Below are 21,485 nucleotides of genomic sequence, written 5' to 3'. Positions count from 1 at the left end.
TTCCACCCGATTTGCTTGAGTCGATCGCTTCACGTCAAAGACGCTAACCCCTGCCACTGACAATGGGCCTCGACGTCCTCCCGGCCTGTGGACAACTCCACGGTCGGGCCCGGGAAAACCCGGCCGGAATCCCATGAGAATGGATGTTCGATTTTAGTGTCAAGCGCACCGCGTCGCCCCTGTCCCCGCCCGGACCGGCCGCCCGACGCCGCCCGCGCCCCTGGCCTCCACCCCCGCACCCGCGCCCGCCCGGCGGAGGGTCGAAGGACCGGATGTCAGACCCGTGTGCGAGCTTGTGGGAGTGGGGAAGCCGGGCGGATCGACGTCGGAGGGGGATCGGTGACGGCAGGGAGCAGCGGCTGGGCCGGCATGGGCTGGCACTGGACGGACCACGACCGCGTTCGTCGGTGTCTCGACGAAGGCGCCGATCCTGAGGAGTGGAGCGGGGGCCGACCGCTGCATCATGCGGCTGTGTTCGGCTCTCCGGAGGTCGTCGCCGACCTGGCCGGACGGGTCGCGGACGTGGACGCGCCGGAGCACGGGGTGACGGCGCTGTGGGAGGCCGTCGTGTCCGGGAAGCCGGAGAACGCGCGGGCCCTCGTCGCTGCCGGGGCCGATCCCTGGCGGCCGTCGCTCGGCGGTTGGTCACCGGGGCGGCTGAGCCTCGCGGGGCCGACGCCCGGCCTTTTCCCGGTACCGGCCGGGGTGCGGCTGAGCGGCACGGAGCGCGCGGCGGTGCGGGAGGCCCGTCGGCTCATCGCGGCGCTGGACGAGTTCCACCACGACGGCTTCGGGCTCGCCTGCGTGGCCGGGATCGACGCGGCCGAAGCGGTCCGCCGCCTGGGGGCGGCGCCGGTGCGGGACAAGGTCACCGGCGAGATACTCGACGACCCGTACGGGTGCGAAAGGGGCGAGAGCCTGCGGATCATCGGTGTGACGTCCGTACCGGGCGGCTGCGTCGTGACACAGCCATGGGGGTACGCGCCGCAGATGCCGGGCGTGCTGACCCGGCTGTCCGCCGGAACCGTCTGCTACGGCCTGTACGCCAATCCCAAGAGCGGCAACCAGGGCAGCATCGCCCGCAACGGGGTCATCGAGGGCTGGGACCTGCATCCGGGCGGCGGCCCGTACGAGGACGGCACCTCCGAGGAAGTCCTGAGCGCCTACCTCTACCGGCACAGCGCCGTGGCCTACTGCTGCGCCTTCGCGGGGCTGCGTCCGACCGGCCCCCGTGCCGTGGCCGGACCTCCCGATCTGTGGGTCGCGCTGCCGGACCGCGACCACTGGAGTCACTGACCCGGAGGGAAACACCCCCGTCCGCACCGCAGGAAGGTCAGGCCCGTTGCGGGCTCTCCCCGCCCTCGGCGTCGGCCCCCCGACCGTTCCCCTCCCCGTCCCCGTTCCCCTCGGGCGCACGCCAGATCCGGCGCAGCCGGGCGAGCAACGGCTCGCCGCGCCGCAGGCTCCGCCCGTGCATCCGCGGGTCGTCCGTCACGTCGTACCGCTTCACGTACGCGCCGAGGAACGCCTGGAGCGTGGCGACGGCCGGGATCGCGATCAGCGCGCCCACGGCGCCCATCAGTGCCGTGCCCGCGATGACCGACCCGAAGGCGACCGCCGGGTGGATGTCGACGGTCTTGGAGGTGAGCTTGGGCTGGAGCGCGTAGTTCTCGAACTGCTGGTAGATCACGACGAAGCCGAGCACCCACACCGCGTACCACGGGTCGACGGTGAACGCGATCAGCATCGGCAGCGCGCCCGCCAGGTACGTACCGATCGTGGGGATGAACTGGGAGACCAGCCCGACCCAGACGGCGAGCGCGGGCGCGTACGGAACCCCGAGGATCACCAGCAGGATGTAGTGCGCGATCCCGGAGATGAGTGCCATCAGACCGCGCGAGTAGAGGTAGCCGCCGGTCTTGTCCACCGCGATCTCCCAGGCCCGCAGGACCTCGGCCTGCTTGGCGGGCGGCAGCACGGAGCACAGGGCCCGCCGCAGCCTGGGCCCGTCGGCCGCGAAGTAGAACGAGAACAGGAAGATCGTCAGGAGCCGGAACAGCCCGCCGAGGACGGTGGTGGAGATGTCGAGCACTCCGGTCGCACTGTTCTGCACGTACTTCTGCAGCCAGTCGGAATGGAGCACGCTGTCCTGGATCTCGACCCGGGAGAGGTCGGTGCGGAAGGTCTGGTTGATCCAGTTGATCACCGAGTCCAGGTACTTCGGGAACTCCTCGACCATGTCGGCGATCTGGCCCGCGAGCATGGATCCGAGCAGGACGACGAAGCCCACTCCGGCGATCAGCACGGCGAGGAAGACCAGGAAGGTGGCGAAGCCCCGGCGTATGCCGCGTGCCGACATCCTGCCCACCGCCGGTTCGATGGCGAGCGCCAGGAAGAACGCGATCAGCACATTGATCAGCAGTCCGATGAGCTGGTCGAACGCCCAACTGCCGAGCTGGAAACAGGCGTAGAGCGCCAGGGCGAGCACCATGGCACGCGGCAGCCACGAGGGCATGCGGGTCGATCCGGCGCCGGAGGGCGGTGTCCGTGGAGGGACTGGAGGGGTGGAAAGCGGCTGGTTCTGTGCTGTCTCGTCTGTCGGTGCCACGGCTCCAGTTTCACCTACGGCGGTGACGGGACGCTGTCCGCCCCGGGCACCAGGGCCGGTCCGGCCGCCGACGGGCCGGGAAAGACCTCTTGTCGATCATGGCCGGAAGCCGCTGCCCGTCGACGGCGGCTCGGGAACCGGCCGGCGGGCGGCGGGTCGGAGTCAGCGTTTGTCCTCGGGGATGCCGACCGCCGCGCAGACGCCGCGCCAGACGTCCTTCGTCTCCCAGCCCGAGGCCAGCGCCTGGTGCACCGTCTGCCCGCCGAGCTCGGCCATCACATGATCGCGCGCGAAGGAGTCGGCGTAGGCCGCGCCGAAGTGGTCCGCCATCCGTTCCCAGAAAATCGTCAACCGCATGACCTCAGTATCCCGCTCCTGAGAGTGCAGCCCGGCCGCTACGTCTTGCCGAGAGCGCTTACCGCCCTACGGTCGGTCCATGGCTGGAACCGGAACAAGTCCCCTCAAGCGTGCCGAGCAGTTCATCTGGCTCACGGCCCGCGTCCTGGAACAACGGCGGTTCGCCCATCACTTCCTGAAAGGAAGTGCGGACGCCGTGGAGACCGCGCTCGCCGCCTATCTGAACGAGGACGGCGGCTACGGGCACGCGCTCGAACCCGATCTGCGCGGCCCCGTGAGTCAGCCGCTGCACACCGCGCACGCGCTCAGCGTGCTCGACTCCATCGACCGCTGCGACGGTCCCCGGGTGGAGCGGATCTGCCGCTTCCTCAGCGAGGTGTCGACCAGGGAGGGCGCACTGCCCGCCCTCCTGCCGACGCAGCGCGGCTATCCCGTCGCGCCGTTCATCCCGATCGTCGACGACCCGCCCCCGGAGCTGCTGACGACCGGCCCCGTCGTCGGGCTCCTGCACCGCAACGCGGTGTGGCACGCCTGGCTCTTCCGGGCGACCGACTTCTGCTGGGCTGCGGTCGAGTCCCTGGACCGGTCGCATCCGTACGAGATCGAGGCGGCGGTCGCCTTCCTGGACGGCGCCCCGGACCGGGCCAGGGCGGAGGCGGCCGCCGACCGGCTGGGACGGCTGGTGCGCGACCAGCGGCTCGCCGTGCTCGATCCGGAGCAGCGCGACGAGTACCCCGTGGCGGCCGGGTACGCACCGGGTGAGCAGCACTTCCCGTACGACTACGCCCGTACGCCCGGGTCGCTCGCCCGTCGCTGGTTCACCGACGAGGAGCTGTCCCGCTCCCTGGACCATCTCGCGGCCGAGCAGCAGGCGGACGGCGGCTGGCCGGTCAACTGGCGGCAGTGGGCTCCGGGCACCGCCCTGGAGGGGCGGCCCATCGTGACCCTCAAGGCGCTTCTGACGCTGCGCGCCCATGGGCGCAGCCTCGACTGAGTCCGGTGGCCGGGGTGGGCACCGGTCGGCGTGCCCGGCCGCTGCCGGGTGGTCGGGGCCTTTCGCCGGTCGCTGCCGGGCCATCACCGGTGATCGTGGTCTTCCGCCCGGTCGGTCCCGCCCCGCAGGGCCCGGATCAGGCCCAGCCGAGGGCACGCACCCCTGCCGTGACGGCCACGGCGGAGCCCACGACCACGAGGAAGGGCGCGCGCAGGACCAGGGCGAGCGCCGCCGCGGCAAGACCCACGCCCCTGGCGTCCAGGGTCAGGTGCCGGCCGTCGCCGAACGTCTGCTGCGCGGTGAGTGCCGCCAGGAGCGCCACGGGCAGCAGCGCCGCGAGGCGCCGGGTGAGCGGACGTTCCAGCACTCCCGCGGGCACCAGCAGCCCCAGCAGTTTGGCGAGGTAGCAGCCGACCGCGGTCAGCACGATGGCGATCCAGACGTTCATCGGTTCTCCTCCGTGCTGGTCTCCGCCGTGCCGGGCGCGGACCGGTCCGGCTCCCGGTGCTTCTCCGCCGTGGCCGCCGCGCGCGCCGTGCCGTTGCGGCGCCCGTTCAGGAAGAGGACGGCGGGTGCGGCGAGCGCGGACAGCAGGACGGGGACGCCCGCGGGCAGCACCGGCAGCAGGCCGAGCGCGAGCAGGACCGCGACGGCGGCGGTGACGCGTTCGGTGGTGGTCCTCAGCATCGGTGCCAGCAGGGCGAGGAAGACCGCGGGCGATGCCGCGTCCAGCCCCCAGGCCTCGGTGTCGCCGAGGGCCTTCGCTCCGAGTGCGCCCAGCAGCGTGGTCAGGTTCCACAGCACGTAGAGGGTGAGCCCGGTGACGACGAAGCCGATCCGGGCCGCCCGCCGGGTCGGCTGCGGCAGGGTCACCGCGGTCGTCTCGTCGATGACCCACTGGGCGGCGAGGGGACGGAGCGCTCGCGGAAGCGCCAGCAGCTGCGACAGCCGCAGTCCGTAGAACGAGTTGCGCACGCCGAGGAAGAAGGCCCCGGCGGCCGCGGTGTACGGGTTGCCGCCCGCGGCAAGGGCGCCGACGAGGGCGAACTGCGAGGCGCCGGTGAAGACGGCGAGGCTGAGCACGCAGGTCTGCAGGAGGCTCAGCCCCGATCCGGCCGAGGTCACGCCGAAGGCGAAGCCGGAGAGGCCGACGGCTATGCCGACGCCGAGCGCGTCGCGCACGACGGCCGCGTCCGGCTTCGTGCCGGGCGTCTCCGACCGCTTGCCGGGGTCGGGCGTGCCACCGTCGGGCGCCCCCGTCGGGTCGCCGGCGCCGGCGGGAAGTGTTGTCTGTTCTGCCACGACCAGCACGCTACGTGGATCGTTCGGGACCGGTCTTGTACGTTCCTGCGCGTTCGCGCTGGTATGCGCCGGGTGGCACTCCCACGATCCGGGTGAAATGACGGTTGAGATGCGGCTGGTCGGTGAAACCGACCCGGACGGCGGCCTCCGCAGGTGCCGTTCCCACGTCGAGCATCCGGCGCGCGGCGCGCACCCGGGCGTCGGTGAGCCAGGCGTGCGGCGGCATCCCGTATTCCTTCTTGAAGGCCCTCAGCAGCGCGAAGGGGCTGGTTCCCAGCTCTGCGGCCAGCGCGTCGAGCCCGGGCGGCTTCGTCATCCGGCCCTCCAGCACCGCGCGGGCCCGGGCGGCGTCGCGCGCGCCCGCCGACCGGGGTGTGCGGGCCGGCAGCGCGCTGCCGTGCCGGCCGAGCAGCCGGGTGACCATGACCCGCAGCACCGTGTCGGCGGCCAGCGCGTTGCCCTCCTCGGCAGCCCGGTGGACCGCGCCGATCAGCCGGGCCGCGTACGGGTCCACGACGCTGGTCTCGGTGAAGCCGACCGTGCCGCGCAGGCTCGTCGTGTCGGCGGCGATGTCGTTGACCACCTGCGCCGACGGGTAGAGCGTGGCGTACACCCAGCCCTCGGGAACGCCCGCGCGGGCGGTGTGCGGAACCTCCGGGTTGATCATGACCACGGTGCCGGGGCCGGCGTGGACGGTGCCGTCCGGCAGCCCGACGTCCTCCACGCCGTGGGTGATGGTGCCGAAGACGTAGCCCTCGTGGCTGTGGCGCGGGAAGGTGTGGCGCACGTATCGGGCACGCAGCAGGTCGAGGTCGGGCAGTTCCGCGTACTGCCAGTGCCTCGCCCACTCCCCCGATCCGGGCTCCGGTGCGCTCGCCATGGGGAAATTCTCGCAGGTCCCGGGCCTGGGCCTCATGTCGGCGGGCAGGACGCCCCGGCCGTTGTCAGTGCCGGGGTGCACGATGGGGGGCATGGCCGGCTCCGTGCTCGACTCGTTCTCCCCCGCGACCCGCGGTTGGTTCTCGGGCGCCTTCAGCGCGCCCACGGCGGCGCAGGAGGGTACCTGGCGCGCGATCGGCGAGGGTTCGGACGTGCTGGTCGTCGCCCCGACCGGTTCCGGCAAGACCCTCGCCGCGTTCCTTGCCGCGCTGGACGGGCTGGCGTCCGTCCCGCCGCCCGCCGAGGCGAAGAAGCGCTGCCGGGTGCTGTACGTGTCGCCGCTCAAGGCGCTCGCGGTCGACGTCGAGCGCAATCTCCGCTCGCCGCTGACCGGGATCCGCCAGGAGTCGGTGCGGCTGGGGCTGCCGGAGCCCGAGGTGCGGGTGGGCATCCGCTCCGGCGACACCCCGGCCGCCGAGCGCCGTTCGATGGCGACCCGGCCGCCGGACATCCTGATCACCACGCCCGAATCGCTGTTCCTGATGCTGACCTCGTCCGCCCGGGAGGCGCTGTCCGGCGTCGAGACGGTGATCCTGGACGAGGTGCACGCCGTGGCGGGTACGAAGCGGGGCGCCCATCTCGCGGTGTCGCTGGAGCGGCTGGACGAGCTGCTGCCGCGGCCCGCGCGGCGGATCGGTCTGTCGGCGACGGTCCGTCCCGTCGACGAGGTGGCGCGTTATCTGTCGCCCCGGCGCAGGGTGGAGATCGTCCAGCCGCCGTCCACCAAGCGGTTCGACCTGTCGGTGGTCGTGCCGGTCGAGGACCTCGGGGAGCTCGGCGGCTCCCCCGCCACCGACACCGACTGGCCCGGCCGGGCGGAGAAGCCGTCGATCTGGCCCCATGTCGAGGAACGGATCGCCGATCTCGTCCAGCAGCACCGCTCCACCATCGTCTTCGCCAATTCCCGCCGCCTCGCGGAGCGGCTGTGCAACCGGCTCAACGAGATCGCGTACGAGCGGCTCACCGGTGAGACGCTCTCCGAGTCCCACTCCCCCGCCGAGATCATGGCCGAGTCGGGTGCGGCGAAGGGCGCCCCCGCGCTGCTCGCCCGCGCCCACCACGGTTCGGTGTCCAAGGAGCAGCGGGCCCAGGTCGAGGAGGACCTCAAGGCGGGCCGACTGCCCGCCGTGGTCGCCACCTCCAGCCTGGAGCTGGGCATCGACATGGGGGCGGTCGACCTCGTGATCCAGGTGGAGTCGCCGCCCTCGGTCGCCTCCGGCCTGCAACGGGTCGGCCGGGCCGGGCACCAGGTGGGGGCGGTCTCCACCGGTGTGGTCTTCCCGAAGTACCGGGGCGATCTGGTGCAGGCTGCCGTGGTCACCGAGCGGATGCGCGAGGGCGCCATCGAAGCGCTCCGGATCCCGGCCAACCCGTTGGACGTGCTGGCCCAGCAGCTGGTCGCCATGGTCGCCATGGACAGCCGGCAGGTGGACGCCCTGTTGGCCGTGTTCCGCCGCGCCGCGCCCTTCGCCGCCCTGCCCGAGTCGGCGTTCACCGCCGTGCTGGACATGCTCGCCGGCCGCTACCCGTCCGACGCCTTCGCCGAGCTGCGGCCGCGCGTGGTCTGGGACCGGGTGGCGGGGACGGTCACGGGCCGCCCCGGTGCCCAGCGGCTCGCCGTCACCTCCGGCGGGACCATTCCCGACCGCGGGCTCTTCGGGGTCTTCCTCGCGGGCGCCGATCCCAAGAAGGGCGGCGGCCGGGTCGGTGAGCTCGACGAGGAGATGGTGTACGAGTCGCGGGTCGGCGACGTCTTCACGCTGGGCACCACGTCCTGGCGGATCGAGGACATCACCCGGGACCGGGTCCTGGTGTCGCCCGCCCCGGGCGTTCCCGGCCGGCTGCCGTTCTGGAAGGGCGACCAGCTGGGCCGTCCGCTGGAGCTGGGGCGGGCGCTGGGAGCGTTCCTCCGCGAGATCGGCGGGCTCCCGCAGGAGGACGCCCGCGCGCGGCTGCTGGCCGCCGGTCTCGACGCCCGGGCCGCCGACAACACCCTGTCGTACCTCGACGAGCAGCGCCGCGCCTGTGGTCATGTGCCGGACGACCGGACCATCCTCGTGGAGCGGTTCCGCGACGAGCTGGGCGACTGGCGGGTGGTCGTCCACTCCCCGTTCGGCGCGCAGGTGCACGCCCCGTGGGCGCTGGCACTGAGCGCCCGTCTCGCCGAGCGGTACGGCATGGACGCCCAGGTGATGCACGCCGACGACGGCATCGTGCTGCGGCTGCCCGATGCCGACCTGATGGGCCTGGACCTGCTGGACTTCGATCCCGCGCAGGACCCCGCCCGGGGCCCGGTACCGCCCCCCGGCCTCTCGTACGACAGCGAACAACCGCCCGTCGGCGCGGCGGACGTGACGTTCGACCGGGGCGAGATCGGGCAGATCGTCACCGACCAGGTCGGCGGTTCGGCGTTGTTCGCCTCCCGGTTCCGCGAGTGCGCGGCCCGCGCCCTGCTGCTGCCGCGCCGCAGCCCCGGCAAACGGACCCCGCTCTGGCAGCAGCGGCAGCGGGCCGCGCAACTCCTCCAGGTCGCCTCCGAGTTCGGCTCCTTCCCGATCGTTCTGGAAGCGGTCCGCGAATGCCTCCAGGACGTCTTCGACGTGCCCGGGCTCACGGAACTCATGGGCGACCTCGAAGCACGCCGTGTCCGGCTGGTCGAGGTGACCACCCCGGAGCCCTCGCCCTTCGCCCGTTCCCTCCTGTTCGGCTACGTCGCCCAGTTCCTGTACGAGGGCGACTCGCCCCTGGCCGAACGGCGGGCCGCCGCCCTCTCCCTCGACTCCCAGCTGCTGGCGGAGCTCCTCGGCCGGGCGGAGCTGCGCGAACTGCTCGACGCGGACGTCCTGACCGAGCTGGAGCAGGAACTCCAGTGGCTGACGGAGGACCGCAGGGTCAAGGACGCGGAGGGCGTTGCCGATCTTCTCCGGGTCCTCGGCCCGCTCACCGACGCGGAGCTGGCCGGGCGCGGCGCCCACCCGGCCTGGGCGCCGGAGCTGGCCGCCGCCCGCCGGGCCATCCGGGTCCGGATCGCCGGGGCGGACCACTGGGCCGCGATCGAGGACGCGGGACGCCTGCGGGACGCGCTGGGCACCGCCCTCCCGGTCGGTGTCCCCGAGGCGTTCACCGAACCGGTGAAGGACCCCCTCGGCGACCTCCTCTCCCGGTACGCCCGTACGCACGGTCCGTTCACCTCCGCCGGGGCCGCCACCCGGTTCGGTCTGGGCACGGCCGTCACGGACGGGGCGCTGCAACGGCTCTCGGCGTCCGGCAGGCTCGTCCAGGGCGAGTTCCACCCGGCCGGCATCGGCCAGGAGTGGTGCGACGCCACCGTGCTGCGCCGACTGCGCCGCCGCTCGCTCGCCGCCCTCCGGCACGAGCTGGAGCCCGTCCCGGCCGCCGCCCTCGCCGGCTTCCTTCCGCAGTGGCAGCACCTGGGCAGCAACAGCCTGCGCGGAATCGACGGGCTGGCCCGCGCCGTCGAGCAGTTGCAGGGGGCGCCCGTCCCGGCATCGGCGCTGGAGAAGCTGATCCTGCCGGGCCGGGTGACGGACTACACCCCGGCGCTGCTCGACGAACTGACCACCACCGGCGAGATCGTCTGGGCCGGTGCGGGCGCCCTGCCGGGCAAGGACGGCTGGCTGTCCCTCTACCCCGCCGACAGCGCGCCGTTGCTGCTCCCGCCCCCGCACCCGCTCGAACTCGGCGCGTTGCACGAATCCGTCCTGACCGCCCTGGCCGGCGGGTACGGGCTGTTCTTCCGGCAGATCGCCGACCAGGCCCGCGCCACCACGCACCCGGACTGCACCGATCCGCAACTGGCCGACGCCATCTGGGACCTGGCCTGGTCGGGCCGGCTCACCAACGACACGCTGGCGCCGCTGCGTTCGCTCCTGGGTTCCGGCCGCACCGCCGGGTCGACGGCCCACCGCGCCAGGCGGAACGTCCCGCGCGGACGCTACGGATCGCTCACCGCCGCCACCCGGCCCGCTTCCCGGACGGGTCCGCCGACCGTCTCGGGCCGCTGGTCCCTGCTGCCCTCGGCCGAGCCCGATCCCACCCACCGCGCGCATGCCCTGGCCCGTACGCTCCTGGACCGCCACGGGGTGGTCACCCGCGGCGCGGTCCAGGCCGAAGGGGTCGAGGGCGGTTTCTCCGCGGCGTACCGCGTCCTCTCCGCCTTCGAGGACAACGGGCAGGCCCGGCGCGGCTATGTCGTCGAGGGGCTGGGGGCGGCCCAGTTCGCGATGGACGGCGCGGTCGACCGGCTGCGCGCCACGTCCACCGCCCTCGACCGTGCGGAGCCCGGCGTCGCGCCCCGCGCCCTGGTCCTCGCGGCGGCGGATCCGGCCAATGCCTACGGCGCGGCGCTGCCCTGGCCCGAACCGCCGGACGGCGCCGGGCACAAACCGGGCCGCAAGGCCGGTGCCCTGGTGGTCCTGGTCGACGGCGAGCTGACGCTGTACATGGAGCGCGGCGGCAAGACACTGCTCGCCTGGCCCACCGATCCGGACGACCCCGCCCTCCTCGCGGCGGCCGGGGCGCTGGCGGCGGCAGCCCGGGCGGGGGCCCTCGGCACGGTCACCGTGGAGCGCGCCAACGGCGCCCCGGCCCTGACCTCCCCGCTCGGCCGCACGCTGGAGGCGGCCGGCTTCCTCGCGACCCCGAGAGGACTCCGTCTGCGCGCCTGAACCACCGACGGCCGAGCCCCGCGTCCCGGCAGACGCGAAGACGTGCCCCGCAGCGTGGCGGAGGCATGCCCCGCATCATGGAGGCATGCCCGAAGGAGACACCGTCCTGCAGACCGCCCAGCGGCTGCGGGCCGCGCTCGCCGGCCGGACCCTGACCCGTTTCGACCTGCGTGTGCCCCGATTCGCCACCGCCGACCTCACCGGCCGGACGGTGCTGGACGTCGTTCCGCGCGGCAAGCACATCCTCATCCGCGTCGAGGGCGGGCTCACCCTGCACAGCCACCTCCGGATGGACGGGGCCTGGCGCGTCCACGCCGCGGGCGAGCGTTGGCGCGGCGGCCCCGCCCACCAGATCCGCGCCGTCCTCGCCAACGCGCAGCACACCGCGGTCGGTTACCGGCTGCCCGTGCTCGAACTCCTCCGCACCCGGGACGAGGGGAAGGCCGTCGGTCGTCTCGGTCCCGATCTGCTGGGGCCCGACTGGGACCCCGAGAAGGCTCTGCGCAATCTGCTCGCCGACCCCGGCCGCCCCCTCGGCGAAGCCCTGCTGGACCAGCGCAACCTGGCCGGAATCGGAAACGTCTACAAGGCCGAGCTCTGTTTCCTCGCCCGCGTCACCCCCTGGCTCCCGGCCGGAGAACTGCCCGCCCCTGTCGCCGCCCGCCTGGTCACCACGGCCAAACAGCTCCTCGAAGCCAACCGGGACCGCCCCGTGCGCACCACCACGACCACACGGACCGCGCCACGCGGACAGGGCCCGAAGGACCGGCTCTGGGTCTACGGCAGGGCCCACCGCCCCTGTCTGCGCTGCGGCACCCCCGTGCGCGTCGCGGATCAGGGCACCCGCCCCACCTACTGGTGTCCGCACTGCCAGTCGGGCCCCACGGGTTGAGACGCCCCACGGGTGGAGGCGCACCCAAGACCCCCGCACCATTGGTTGACGGACCGTCAGATCTGGTCGTACCGTCCGGACATGCCCCGCATCGCGTACGACCTCACGGACCGCACCGCGTTCGTCACCGGCGCGGCGAGCGGCATCGGCCGCGCCTGCGCCCTTCTGCTCGCGACCGCGGGTGCCACCGTGCACTGCGCCGACCGCGACGAGGAGCGCCTGGCGGAGACCGGGGACCTGATCACCGCGGCGGGCGGCACGTCCCGCACCCATGTCCTCGACGTCACCGACAGCGACCGCGTCCGGGCGACGGTGGCCGCCGCGGGCGACCTGGACATCCTGGTCGCCGTCGCCGGGGTCATGCACACGAGCAGCGTCCTCGACACCGCGGACGAGGACCTCGATCGCGTGCTCGCGGTCAACTTCAAGGGGGTTCTGTACACCTGCCGGGAAGTGGCGCGCGGCATGATCGCGCGCGGCGCACCGGGCTCCCTGGTCACCATGGCCTCGGGGGCGGTCGACGCCGCCGCTCCGGGACTGCTCTGCTACAGCGCGGCCAAGGCGGCGGTCGTCCAGCTGACCAGGACCCTGGCGACCGAGCTGGGGCCGCACGGCATCCGGGTCAACGCCGTCGCCCCGGGCTGGATCCGTACGCCCATGACGGCCCGCCACGACATGGAGCAGCAGCACCGGACGGAGGCCGCGATGGCGCGGCTCCCACCGCTGGGAAGGGTCGGCGAACCCGAGGACGTCGCCCACACCGTGCTTCATCTCGCCTCCGCCGCGTCGGCCTTCATGACCGGCCAGATCCTCCGCCCGAACGGCGGCGTAGCCATGCCCTGGTGATGCGCCCGCCGCGCACCACGCACCGCACCCCCACGAAGTGCCAATGCCGCACCCACCGCACCGCGGCGGCCGGCCACCGCCCCATGCCCTCGCCCGCGTCCTCGACGCCGGGGAAGCCCGGGACCACCCGCCCGCCGGCCCTGCGCATCCCCGCCGACCGGGCGGCCGCAGCCACGTGCACGGGCAGCAGGCTCAGCCCCCATCCGCCCGCCGCCACCACACCCTCGACAAGCCCCGCATGGGCCGGTTCCAGCACGAGCCGCAGCACGGCCCACCACCACACCCCGCCGAGAACGAGCGCCGGCACCCATCGCCGTACCATGGCTGCCTCCTCCGGCCGAACCTAGTGCGGCGCGTTCATCGACGGGAGGGCGCATCGGGGCGTACCACCGGCGCCCCGTTCGCAACCACGGACCACTGCGCGCTCTCGCCCGGAGAACCCCGGGAAGCCTCAGAGAGTGCCGACGAGCCCCGGAGAGCCCTGAAATCCCGAAGCGCACCGCGCCCGCCCGGTCGCGACCTGGGCCCGCCCGGACCCGTACGGCCCGCAACCGTCCCGTTCTCCGCAGTCTCACCCGACACCGCCCGCCCCGCATCCGCTCCGGAACGGAGCGGAGCGGATGCGGGGCGGGCGGGGCGGATGCGGGGCGAACCGCGCCGCTCCCGCCCAGACCCCGCGCAGAACGGCCCCGACCATCCGCACCGGAGCCGTGCGGGAGCCCCGCCCCGGCATCACCGAGCCCCCACCGCATCGGGTGGGGGCTCGGCAAGAGTGCGGTCAGCGGTCAGCGCTCGTCGTCGCGACGCGAGCTCCCCATGTCCTTCGCCCGCTTCTCGGCGTCACTCATGGCGCTCCTGGCCCGACCCTTGGCCTGGTCCATCTTGCCCTCGGCTTCCTTGCGCCGGTCGCCGGTCATCTTGCCCATGGCTTCCTTGGCCTTGCCCTTGATCTTGCCCTTGGCGCCTTCGTCGACCATTGCGACTCCTTCGGGAGGTAGCGGCAGCGCTCCGCACCGTTCCTGACGGAGCGGGGCGCGGCGGGACGGGTGCAGGATCCTGCACCCGGACGAGGTGGAGCCGATGCAGATTCCTGCACGCGAGCGGACGGCACGGGCCGCCCCGGGCTCAGCAGGCTCCCTCGTCCCGAACATTCACCCACGAGGGGACGAGTGCCACAAATCGACCACCCTGGAATCGCCCCGCCCCGGCCCCACCCACGCCTCGGAAAGAACCCGCCCGAAAGAGCCCCGCCCCACCGGCCGTCGCCTCTCCCCCGGCCCCGTCGAGCCACGGAAAAGGCCCGACGGACAGGGCGGAGAAGGCCCGGCCGGGCCGACGAAGAAGGCCGGGAGGCATACGGAGAACATGCAGAAGCCCCGGCCGCCCCTCCAGGGGACGACCGGGGCCACGACACCAGGCCCGACCGGGTGGATCAGGCGGCGACGACATCCACCGCTTCCGCGGGCGCCTTGATGGTCACCCGGCCCGTCGGCACACCTGCCACCGACGTCACGGAGACGGAATTGAGCATGGGCCGCACCGGCACGGGGACCGGATCAGTGGCTGCTGCCGACTCGGCCAGTTCGGCCAGTGCCAGCTCATCGCTCACTTCACGCATGAGCTCGGACATCCGTACATCAAGCGCGTCGCAAATGGCGGAGAGCAGTTCGGAGGACGCCTCCTTCTGCCCCCGCTCCACCTCGGAGAGATAGCCGAGCGAGACTCGGGCGGACGAGGAGACTTCGCGCAGAGTACGGCCTTGGCGCTGGCGCTGCCGACGCAGCACGTCACCAAGCAGGCGACGGAGCAGAATCATCGGTGGCTCCCTCCTCGGACCGCGTAGCCGCATCCTTCACGCCCCACCGTACCGCCTTGCGCCGCGGCCGTGCGGGGAGCGATGTCGTGTTCACTCAGGGCTGCAAACATCAAGTCCCCCCGTTCTGTTCCGTATCCTGTGCCCTTGCGTTCTTGCCGAGTTCGGCGGACAGCAATGCGAGCACGCTGCGCACGCTCTCTTTACGAATGTCCGCCCGCCCGCCGTTCAATCGCAGCGCGGCCGTTTTCTCCGCGCCGTCCGGCCCGGCCACCGCAACATAGACCGTGCCGACGGGCTTGCCGTCCTGCGGATCGGGGCCCGCGACCCCGGTGGTCGCCATCCCCCAGTCCGTCCCCAGAGCGCGGCGTACCCCGACCGCCATCTGCCGTGCCACCTCCGGGTCGACCGCCCCGCGCTCCGCCAGCAGGGCGCCGTCGACGCCCAGCAGGTCCCGCTTCAGGGGCGTCGCGTACGCCGTCACGGACCCGCGGAAGGAACGCGAGGCCCCGGGTACGGACGTCAGCTCCGCCGCCACCAGACCGCCGGTCAGTGACTCGGCGACGGCAAGTGTCTCGCCCCGCTCCGTGAGCAGTTCCAGCACCCGGGCCGCGGCAGTCACCGCTCGGCCTCCGCCGAGTCGCGGTCGCTCCGGGCCCCGGCGGCCCGTGCGGCTTCCGCCCGCTCGGCCGCGAGTCCCCGACGGCGCAGCACGACGGCCTGACGCACGTAGTCGAGTCCGGTGACGACCGTCAGGACGACGGCCACCGCCATCACCCAGAAGCGCAGAGTGGCGAGCGGACCGGTCAGCGCCAGAACATACATCCCGACGGCCGTTCCCTGCGCCAGGGTTTTCATCTTCCCGCCGCGACTGGCCGGAATCACCGCATGCCGTATCACCCAGAAACGCATCAGCGTGATGCCGAGCTCGCGGAAGAGGATGACCCCCGTGACCCACCAGGGCAGATCCCCGAGGTACGACAGACAGATCAGCGCCGCGCCCATGATCGCCTTGTCCGCGATCGGATCGGCGATCTTCCCGAAGTCGGTGACCAGGTTGTATGTGCGTGCCAGGTGGCCGTCGAACAGATCGGTGATCATGGCGATGGCGAAGGCCGCCCAGGCGAAGGACCGCCAGGCCGGGTCGTACCCGCCGTTGTGCAGCAGTAGCATGACGAAGCCGGGCACCAGCACCAGCCGCAGCATGGTGAGCAGATTGGCGATGTTCCACAGGCTGGCCTGATTTACGGCCGCCGCGCCCAGCTTGCCGCCGCGGACCGGCTTCGCGCCGGATCCACCTGCCGCGGATGCCGGGGCTCCCGTCATCTGGCCGCCTCCACGAGTCCGGAACACTCGGCCACCAGATCCACTCCTTCGGTGCCCACGACCTTTGCCTCGACCATAAGGCCGGGAACGAGGCCCTCGCGTGTGGTGAAGAGCACCTGGCCGTCCGTCTCGGGAGCCTGGTGCGCCGCGCGCCCCACCGCTCCGTCCTCGTCGTCCACGGACTCGACCAGCACGTGGAGCGACTCCCCGAGGCGCTCCTCGGCGCGCTGCGAGGTCAGCTCGTCGGCCAGCTGCGAGATGTGCGCGAGCCGTTCCGCGATGACGTCGGCGTCCAGCTTGTTGTCGTAGCCGACCGCCTCGGTGCCCTCCTCGTCGGAGTAGCCGAACACGCCGATGGCGTCGAGCCTGGCGCCGGTGAGGAAGCGTTCCAGCTCCGCGAGGTCCGCCTCGGTCTCGCCGGGGAAGCCCACGATGAAGTTGGAGCGGGCACCGGCCTGCGGGGCCTTGCTCCGGATGGTGTCCAGGAGCTCCAGGAAGCGGTCGGTGTCCCCGAAGCGCCGCATCGCCCGCAGCACGCCGGGCGCCGAGTGCTGGAACGACAGGTCGAAGTAGGGCGCGACCTTGGGCGTCGAGGTCAGCACGTCGATGAGGCCGGGCCGCATCTCGGCCGGCTGCAGGTAGCTGACCCGGATCCGCTCGATGCCCTCGACGTCGGCGAGCTCCGGCAGCAGCGTCTCCAGCAGCCGGATGTCGCCGAGGTCCTTGCCGTAGGAGGTGTTGTTCTCGGAGACCAGCATCACCTCCTTGACGCCCTGCTCGGCCAGCCAGCGGGTCTCCTGGAGCACGTCCGAGGGGCGCCGCGAGATGAAGGACCCGCGGAAGGACGGAATCGCGCAGAAGGAGCAGCGGCGGTCGCAGCCGGACGCGAGCTTCACGGAGGCGACGGGGCTGGTGCCCAGCCGTCGGCGCAGGGGCGCCCGGGGGCCGGAGACCGGGGCCACGCCCTCGGGGAGGTCCTCGGGGGCCGGGGCGGCCTCCTGGGCGTGCCCCGGCAGCGCCACGGCTGCGTCCTGTCGCTCGGCCGGGCTGATCGGCAGCAGCTTGCGGCGGTCGCGCGGGGTGTGCGAGGCGTGGATGCCGCCGTTGAGGATGGTCTGGAGGCGGTCCGAGATATCGGCGTAGTCGTCGAAGCCGAGCACTCCGTCCGCTTCGGGCAGGGCCTCGGCGAGGTCCTTGCCGTAGCGCTCGGCCATGCAGCCGACGGCGACCACGGCCTGAGTTCTGCCGTGATCCTTCAGATCGTTCGCTTCGAGCAGGGCGTCGACGGAGTCCTTCTTGGCGGCTTCGACGAATCCACACGTGTTGACGACGGCGACATCGGCGTCGGAGGCGTCCTGGACGAGCTCCCAGCCGTCCGCTGCCAAGCGGCCTGCAAGCTCCTCCGAGTCCACCTCGTTACGGGCGCAGCCAAGGGTGACAAGGGCGACGGTACGGCGTTCGGGCATGGGCTCAAGACTACTTTGTCCCGGCACTGGCCCTGCCGCGCAGGGTTGCGCCGTCGCTCCGGGTGGAGAAAGCGGTGGGCACCCGGCCGTCGGCCGGGTGCCCACCGGGTACGGACGGCGCCCGAAATGCGATCGTGTACGCGTCAGCCGACCGCGGGGTCGCCCTTCGTGTACGAGAGCCGTTCGACCTGGCCGGGCTGGAACTCGTCCTCGATCTTCTTGCCGTTCACGAAGAGCTCGATCGAACCGGCGTTCCCGAGAACGAGGTCGACCCGCTCCTGGTCCTGGAAGGTCTTGGACTGGCCCTGGAGCAGCAGACCGTCGAAGAGGAGCCGGCCGTTGTGGTCCTTGGCCGAGATCCAGCTCTTGCCCTGGGTGGCGTCGAGCCGCACGGTCACCTTGTCCCTGGGGGCCGCGGCGATGGCACTGTCGGACGGTTCCGGCTTGGGGTCGACGGGCTTGCCGGTCTTCGGGGCGGGGGTCTTCTTGGCGGGCGCCGGGCCCTCGGCGACCCGGGTGGCCGGGGTGTCGTCGTCGCCCTTGAAGGCGGTGAAACCGACGAAGCCGACGACGGCGACGATCGCCGCGACCATGGCCGCCGTCCAGTTGGGCCGACGGGGTTCGGAACGGATGCGTTCGGCTTCGAACAGCGGTGCCGCGGGCGTGGGCGCGGGACGGCCGCCGTGCTCGGCGTCGTACTGCGAGACCAGCGGTTCCGGATCGAGCCGGACGGCACGGGCCAACGTACGGATATGGCCGCGGGCGTACACGTCGCCGCCGCAGCGGGAGAAGTCGTCCGCTTCGATCGCGTGCACGATGGGGATGCGCACCCGGGTGGACGAACTGATCTCTTCGACCGTGAGACCTGCGGCGATGCGAGCCTGCTGAAGCACTCGACCGATCGAAGGCCGGTCGTCTTCGGGGGAGTTGCCGATGGACACGGGGGCGCCTTTCGAGCGTGAGCCACCTGCTGGGTGTTCAGTCTAGGGGGGGTACGAAAGGGTGGGGCAACCGGGAGGAAGGACTTTGTCCTCCATCGGAATCGAACATCGCCCCGAATCCGCCGCACCGCCCGGGGAAGGACAATTCTGCCGCCCTTCCCCCCAAGTTGACGTACGACCCGGCGAAACGGTTGCCCGTACTTCCCTTACGGGGCGGATTCCCCGCGGATCAGCGCCAACACCCCGTCCAGCTCGTCCGGTTTCACCATGACGTCGCGCGCCTTGGACCCCTCGCTCGGTCCGACGATGTTCCGCGACTCCATCAGGTCCATCAGCCGGCCGGCCTTGGCGAAGCCGACCCGCAGCTTGCGCTGGAGCATCGAGGTGGAGCCGAACTGGGTGGAGACGACCAGTTCGGCGGCCTGGCAGAGCAGATCGAGGTCGTCGCCGATGTCCTCGTCGATCTCCTTCTTCTGCTTCGTGCCCACCACGACGTCGTCGCGGAAGACCGGGGCCATCTGGTCCTTGCAGTGCTGGACGATGGCCGCGACCTCGTCCTCGGTGACGAAGGCGCCCTGCATGCGGGTGGGCTTGTTGGCCCCCATGGGCAGGAACAGGCCGTCGCCCTTGCCGATGAGCTTCTCCGCGCCGGGCTGGTCCAGGATGACCCGGCTGTCGGCCAGCGAGGAGGTGGCGAAGGCGAGCCGGGAGGGCACGTTCGCCTTGATCAGGCCGGTGACCACGTCGACCGACGGCCGCTGGGTCGCCAGCACCAGATGGATGCCGGCGGCGCGGGCCAGCTGGGTGATGCGGACGATGGCGTCCTCCACGTCGCGCGGGGCGACCATCATCAGGTCGGCGAGCTCGTCGACGATCACCAGCAGGTACGGGTAGGGCGAGAGCTCGCGCTCGCTGCCCTCCGGCGGCTTGACCTTGCCGCTGCGGACGGCCTGGTTGAAGTCGTCGATGTGCCGGTACCCGAACGCGGCGAGGTCGTCGTACCGCAGGTCCATCTCCCGCACCACCCACTGGAGCGCCTCGGCGGCGCGCTTCGGGTTGGTGATGATCGGCGTGATCAGGTGCGGGATGCCCTCGTACGCGGTCAGCTCGACGCGCTTGGGGTCGACCAGGACCATGCGGACGTCGTCCGGGGTCGCCCGCACCATGATCGAGGTGATCAGGCAGTTGATGCAGGACGACTTGCCGGAACCGGTCGCACCGGCCACCAGCACGTGCGGCATCTTCGCCAGGTTCGCCATCACGTAGCCGCCCTCGACGTCCTTGCCGAGCGCGACGAGCATCGGGTGGTCGTCCTCGGCGGCGTCCGCCAGGCGCAGCACGTCACCGAGGTTGACCATCTCCCGGTCGGTGTTGGGGATCTCGATGCCGACCGCGGACTTGCCCGGGATCGGGGAGATGATCCGCACGTCGGGGCTGGCGACGGCGTACGCGATGTTCTTGGCGAGCGCGGTGATCCGCTCGACCTTCACCGCGGGGCCGAGCTCCACCTCGTATCGCGTGACCGTCGGGCCGCGGGTGAAGCCGGTGACGGCGGCGTCGACCTTGAACTCGGTGAAGACGTTCGTCAGCGCGGCGACGATCGCGTCGTTGGCGGCGCTGCGGGTCTTGCCGGGGCCGCCGCGTTCCAGCAGGTCGAGCGAGGGCAGTGAGTAGGTGATGTCGCCGGAGAGCTGGAGCTGCTCGGCACGGGCCGGCAGCGGCTGGGACTGCGAGTCGGGGACGGCCTTCGTCAGGTCGGGCACGCCGCCCGGGGGTGTCGGCCGCTTCTCCCGCTTCCCCCCTCCGAAGGAGGGCTCGCCCTCCCTGGCGCCGGGCACCGGTGTGCCCGGACGTTCGCGCTCGACGGAGACGCCCTGCGTGAGATCGGCGACGAGCGGCGACGGCGGCATTCCGTTGAGCACGGCCCCGTCGAGCGCGGCGGCCGCGGCGGCGGCCACGTCCACCGCGTCCATGGTGCGGTTCGTCGCGGGCTGCGCGACGGCCTTGCGCGGCTTGCGGCGCTTGGAGAGCGCCTCGGCCTCGGCCTGCTCGGGGTCGTACTCGGCGGAGTCCTCGGAGCGGCGTGCCGTGGAGCGGCGGGAGCGGGCGGGCAGTGCCTCGCGCCACTGCTCGTCGTAGCGCTCGTCGTCGTTCTCCTCGTCCTCCTCGGGATCGGGGTGAATGAGGCCGAGCCTGGTGCCGAGCAGCCGGAGGCGCTGCGGGATGGCGTTCACCGGGGTGGCGGTGACGACCAGCAGCCCGAAGACGGTGAGCAGGAACAGCAGGGGGACCGCGAGGACTTCGCCCATCGTGTGGACCAGCGGTTTGGAGGCCGCCCAGCCGATGAGCCCCCCGGCGTCCTGCATCGCGGTGGTGCCGTCGTTCCGGCCGGGCGAGCCGCACGCGATGTGCACCTGTCCGAGCACCCCGACGACCAGGGCGGACAGTCCGATGACGATACGGCCGTTGGCCTCGGGCTTCTGCGGATAGCGGATCAGCCGTACGGCGATGGCGCCGAGCAGTATCGGCACGAGCAGGTCGAGCCTGCCGAAGGCGCCGGTGACGAGCATCTCGACGAGGTCGCCGACGGGGCCGCGCAGGTTCGACCAGGTGCCCGCGGCGACGATGAGGGCGAGGCCGAGCAGCAGCAGCGCGACGCCGTCCTTGCGGTGCGCGGGGTCGAGCCCCTTGGCGCCGCGTCCCACGCCGCGGAACATCGCGCCGACGGCGTGGGCCGCACCGAGCCAGACGGCGCGCGCCACGCGGTACACACCGGCGGTGGGCGACGGCGCGGGTTTGGGAGCGGCGGCTTTCTTGGCCACCGTCTTCTTGGCGGGGGCCTTCTTCGCGGGCGCGGTCTTCTTCGCGGCGGGTTTCTTCGCGGGCGCGGCTTTCTTCGCCGGAGCGGCTTTTCTGGCCGGCCCCGGGGTACGGCCGGCGCGCTTCGCGGTGCCCGCCGTGCCCTGGGAACCCTTGCCGGACGTACGTGAGGCCATGGTGCCGAGGTTACCTGTGTCGACGGCCGTGAACACGTGTGCCTGCTGCTTCACCCGTCCGTGTCGCTGTACGGAGGACGCGAACTGACGCGGCCTCACTGCCGGAGGCTCGGATTCCGCACTTTTCCGCGCGAGGGGCCGGTGGAACGGCCGAGCGGGAAGGAGAGTTGGGCCGGAGTCCCGGCAACCGCCCTTCCCCGGCCGGAAGTCGTGCCGCACGACCGCGTCACGTTCCCGAACCGTCCGGCGGCCGCAGTCGTCGGCGAGCGGGCCGTACGGCCTCGCACGACGCGCTCGACCCGCTCGCCGACGGTCCC

At 72.4% G+C, this 21,485-nt stretch carries 18 protein-coding genes; 5 read left to right on the top strand and 13 right to left on the bottom strand.

Annotation, left to right across the window (positions count from 1 at the left end; genetic code table 11):
• The first annotated feature begins 369 nt into the window (after nucleotides 1–369).
• Nucleotides 370–1,296 carry an ankyrin repeat domain-containing protein gene (locus OCT49_RS27055; RefSeq protein WP_283855960.1) on the top strand — a complete coding sequence of 309 codons (927 nt, stop codon included), beginning with the start codon at nucleotides 370–372 and terminating at the stop codon, nucleotides 1,294–1,296.
• Between the two features lie 37 nt (nucleotides 1,297–1,333).
• Here OCT49_RS27055 and OCT49_RS27050 read toward each other — a convergent pair whose 3' ends face one another.
• Together OCT49_RS27050 and OCT49_RS27045 are read right to left on the bottom strand one after the other, a co-directional pair.
• A complete protein-coding gene (locus OCT49_RS27050) occupies nucleotides 1,334–2,515 on the bottom strand; it encodes an AI-2E family transporter (protein WP_283854397.1) in 1,182 nt (393 codons plus the stop codon).
• Nucleotides 2,516–2,770: 255 nt separating this feature from the next.
• The gene (locus OCT49_RS27045; RefSeq protein ID WP_148839752.1) at nucleotides 2,771–2,965 is read right to left on the bottom strand and encodes a DUF3046 domain-containing protein; all 195 of its coding nucleotides are present in this window, start codon (nucleotides 2,963–2,965) and stop codon (nucleotides 2,771–2,773) included.
• A gap of 79 nt (nucleotides 2,966–3,044) precedes the next feature.
• Here OCT49_RS27045 and OCT49_RS27040 point away from each other — a divergent pair, with 79 nt between their 5' ends.
• Nucleotides 3,045–3,959 (top strand): hypothetical protein, encoded by a 915-nt coding sequence (locus OCT49_RS27040; RefSeq protein ID WP_283854396.1) that lies wholly within the window; start codon nucleotides 3,045–3,047, stop codon nucleotides 3,957–3,959.
• Between the two features lie 136 nt (nucleotides 3,960–4,095).
• Here the strand turns inward: OCT49_RS27040 and OCT49_RS27035 are convergent, their stop codons facing one another.
• From OCT49_RS27035 to OCT49_RS27025, 3 genes are read right to left on the bottom strand one after another with little or no spacing between them, the layout of a single operon-like run.
• On the bottom strand, nucleotides 4,096–4,407 hold the full coding sequence (locus tag OCT49_RS27035; protein WP_283854395.1) for an AzlD domain-containing protein: 312 nt from the start codon (nucleotides 4,405–4,407) through the stop codon (nucleotides 4,096–4,098).
• Nucleotides 4,404–5,261 carry an AzlC family ABC transporter permease gene (locus OCT49_RS27030; protein WP_283854394.1) on the bottom strand — a complete coding sequence of 286 codons (858 nt, stop codon included), beginning with the start codon at nucleotides 5,259–5,261 and terminating at the stop codon, nucleotides 4,404–4,406. Before OCT49_RS27030 ends, OCT49_RS27035 begins: the two co-directional genes overlap by 4 nt.
• 10 nt (nucleotides 5,262–5,271) lie before the next feature.
• The gene (locus OCT49_RS27025; RefSeq protein ID WP_283854393.1) at nucleotides 5,272–6,141 is read right to left on the bottom strand and encodes a helix-turn-helix transcriptional regulator; all 870 of its coding nucleotides are present in this window, start codon (nucleotides 6,139–6,141) and stop codon (nucleotides 5,272–5,274) included.
• A 91-nt stretch (nucleotides 6,142–6,232) separates the two neighbouring features.
• On the opposite strand from OCT49_RS27025, the gene OCT49_RS27020 reads away from it, so the two are divergent.
• The 3 genes from OCT49_RS27020 to OCT49_RS27010 all read left to right on the top strand — a co-directional run bounded on the left by OCT49_RS27020 (nucleotide 6,233) and on the right by OCT49_RS27010 (nucleotide 12,626).
• Complete coding sequence (locus OCT49_RS27020) at nucleotides 6,233–10,888, top strand: Lhr family helicase (protein ID WP_283854392.1); 4,656 nt, start codon at nucleotides 6,233–6,235, stop codon at nucleotides 10,886–10,888.
• Between the two features lie 85 nt (nucleotides 10,889–10,973).
• A complete protein-coding gene (locus tag OCT49_RS27015; RefSeq protein WP_283854391.1) occupies nucleotides 10,974–11,780 on the top strand; it encodes a DNA-formamidopyrimidine glycosylase family protein in 807 nt (268 codons plus the stop codon).
• Nucleotides 11,781–11,861: 81 nt separating this feature from the next.
• Entirely contained in the window at nucleotides 11,862–12,626 is a 765-nt protein-coding gene (locus tag OCT49_RS27010) for an SDR family NAD(P)-dependent oxidoreductase (protein ID WP_283854390.1), read from the top strand.
• Here the strand turns inward: OCT49_RS27010 and OCT49_RS27005 are convergent.
• The 8 genes from OCT49_RS27005 to OCT49_RS26970 all read right to left on the bottom strand — a co-directional run bounded on the left by OCT49_RS27005 (nucleotide 12,574) and on the right by OCT49_RS26970 (nucleotide 21,168).
• Complete coding sequence (locus tag OCT49_RS27005) at nucleotides 12,574–12,948, bottom strand: hypothetical protein (protein ID WP_283856039.1); 375 nt, start codon at nucleotides 12,946–12,948, stop codon at nucleotides 12,574–12,576. The two genes, OCT49_RS27010 and OCT49_RS27005, sit on opposite strands and share 53 nt — an antisense overlap.
• A 463-nt stretch (nucleotides 12,949–13,411) precedes the next feature.
• Nucleotides 13,412–13,603: a CsbD family protein gene (locus OCT49_RS27000; protein ID WP_283854389.1), complete on the bottom strand. Its 192-nt coding sequence runs from the start codon at nucleotides 13,601–13,603 to the stop codon at nucleotides 13,412–13,414.
• Between the two features lie 455 nt (nucleotides 13,604–14,058).
• A complete protein-coding gene (locus tag OCT49_RS26995; protein ID WP_283854388.1) occupies nucleotides 14,059–14,442 on the bottom strand; it encodes a helix-turn-helix domain-containing protein in 384 nt (127 codons plus the stop codon).
• Between the two features lie 109 nt (nucleotides 14,443–14,551).
• Nucleotides 14,552–15,061, bottom strand: coding sequence for a CinA family protein (locus OCT49_RS26990; protein WP_283854387.1), 510 nt, complete (start codon nucleotides 15,059–15,061; stop codon nucleotides 14,552–14,554).
• Entirely contained in the window at nucleotides 15,058–15,765 is a 708-nt protein-coding gene (gene pgsA, locus OCT49_RS26985) for a CDP-diacylglycerol--glycerol-3-phosphate 3-phosphatidyltransferase (RefSeq protein WP_283854386.1), read from the bottom strand. Before pgsA ends, OCT49_RS26990 begins: the two co-directional genes overlap by 4 nt.
• On the bottom strand, nucleotides 15,762–17,231 hold the full coding sequence (rimO, locus tag OCT49_RS26980; protein WP_283854385.1) for a 30S ribosomal protein S12 methylthiotransferase RimO: 1,470 nt from the start codon (nucleotides 17,229–17,231) through the stop codon (nucleotides 15,762–15,764). The genes pgsA and rimO overlap by 4 nt, the downstream gene beginning before the upstream one ends.
• A gap of 143 nt (nucleotides 17,232–17,374) precedes the next feature.
• Entirely contained in the window at nucleotides 17,375–18,172 is a 798-nt protein-coding gene (locus OCT49_RS26975) for a helix-turn-helix domain-containing protein (protein ID WP_283854384.1), read from the bottom strand.
• 206 nt (nucleotides 18,173–18,378) lie between these two features.
• On the bottom strand, nucleotides 18,379–21,168 hold the full coding sequence (locus OCT49_RS26970; RefSeq protein ID WP_283854383.1) for a DNA translocase FtsK: 2,790 nt from the start codon (nucleotides 21,166–21,168) through the stop codon (nucleotides 18,379–18,381).
• Between the last annotated feature and the right edge of the window lie 317 nt (nucleotides 21,169–21,485).

Origin of the sequence: Streptomyces sp. ML-6, assembly GCF_030116705.1 — a bacterium.
Lineage (GTDB): Bacteria > Actinomycetota > Actinomycetes > Streptomycetales > Streptomycetaceae > Streptomyces.
This window is presented reverse-complemented; position numbering and strand designations above follow the sequence as displayed.

Excerpts from the sequence above, each read along its gene's own strand:
- OCT49_RS26970 (WP_283854383.1), bottom strand. The coding sequence starts at position 21,168 with ATGGCCTCACGTACGTCCGGCAAGGGTTCCCAGGGCACGGCGGGCACC.
- OCT49_RS27035 (WP_283854395.1), bottom strand. The coding sequence starts at position 4,407 with ATGAACGTCTGGATCGCCATCGTGCTGACCGCGGTCGGCTGCTACCTC.
- OCT49_RS27050 (WP_283854397.1), bottom strand. The coding sequence starts at position 2,515 with ATGCCCTCGTGGCTGCCGCGTGCCATGGTGCTCGCCCTGGCGCTCTAC.
- OCT49_RS27055 (WP_283855960.1), top strand. The coding sequence starts at position 370 with ATGGGCTGGCACTGGACGGACCACGACCGCGTTCGTCGGTGTCTCGAC.
- OCT49_RS27010 (WP_283854390.1), top strand. The coding sequence starts at position 11,862 with ATGCCCCGCATCGCGTACGACCTCACGGACCGCACCGCGTTCGTCACC.
- OCT49_RS27000 (WP_283854389.1), bottom strand. The coding sequence starts at position 13,603 with ATGGTCGACGAAGGCGCCAAGGGCAAGATCAAGGGCAAGGCCAAGGAA.
- pgsA (WP_283854386.1), bottom strand. The coding sequence starts at position 15,765 with ATGACGGGAGCCCCGGCATCCGCGGCAGGTGGATCCGGCGCGAAGCCG.
- rimO (WP_283854385.1), bottom strand. The coding sequence starts at position 17,231 with ATGCCCGAACGCCGTACCGTCGCCCTTGTCACCCTTGGCTGCGCCCGT.
- OCT49_RS26995 (WP_283854388.1), bottom strand. The coding sequence starts at position 14,442 with ATGATTCTGCTCCGTCGCCTGCTTGGTGACGTGCTGCGTCGGCAGCGC.
- OCT49_RS27020 (WP_283854392.1), top strand. The coding sequence starts at position 6,233 with ATGGCCGGCTCCGTGCTCGACTCGTTCTCCCCCGCGACCCGCGGTTGG.
- OCT49_RS27015 (WP_283854391.1), top strand. The coding sequence starts at position 10,974 with ATGCCCGAAGGAGACACCGTCCTGCAGACCGCCCAGCGGCTGCGGGCC.
- OCT49_RS27045 (WP_148839752.1), bottom strand. The coding sequence starts at position 2,965 with ATGCGGTTGACGATTTTCTGGGAACGGATGGCGGACCACTTCGGCGCG.
- OCT49_RS27040 (WP_283854396.1), top strand. The coding sequence starts at position 3,045 with ATGGCTGGAACCGGAACAAGTCCCCTCAAGCGTGCCGAGCAGTTCATC.
- OCT49_RS27025 (WP_283854393.1), bottom strand. The coding sequence starts at position 6,141 with ATGGCGAGCGCACCGGAGCCCGGATCGGGGGAGTGGGCGAGGCACTGG.
- OCT49_RS27005 (WP_283856039.1), bottom strand. The coding sequence starts at position 12,948 with ATGGTACGGCGATGGGTGCCGGCGCTCGTTCTCGGCGGGGTGTGGTGG.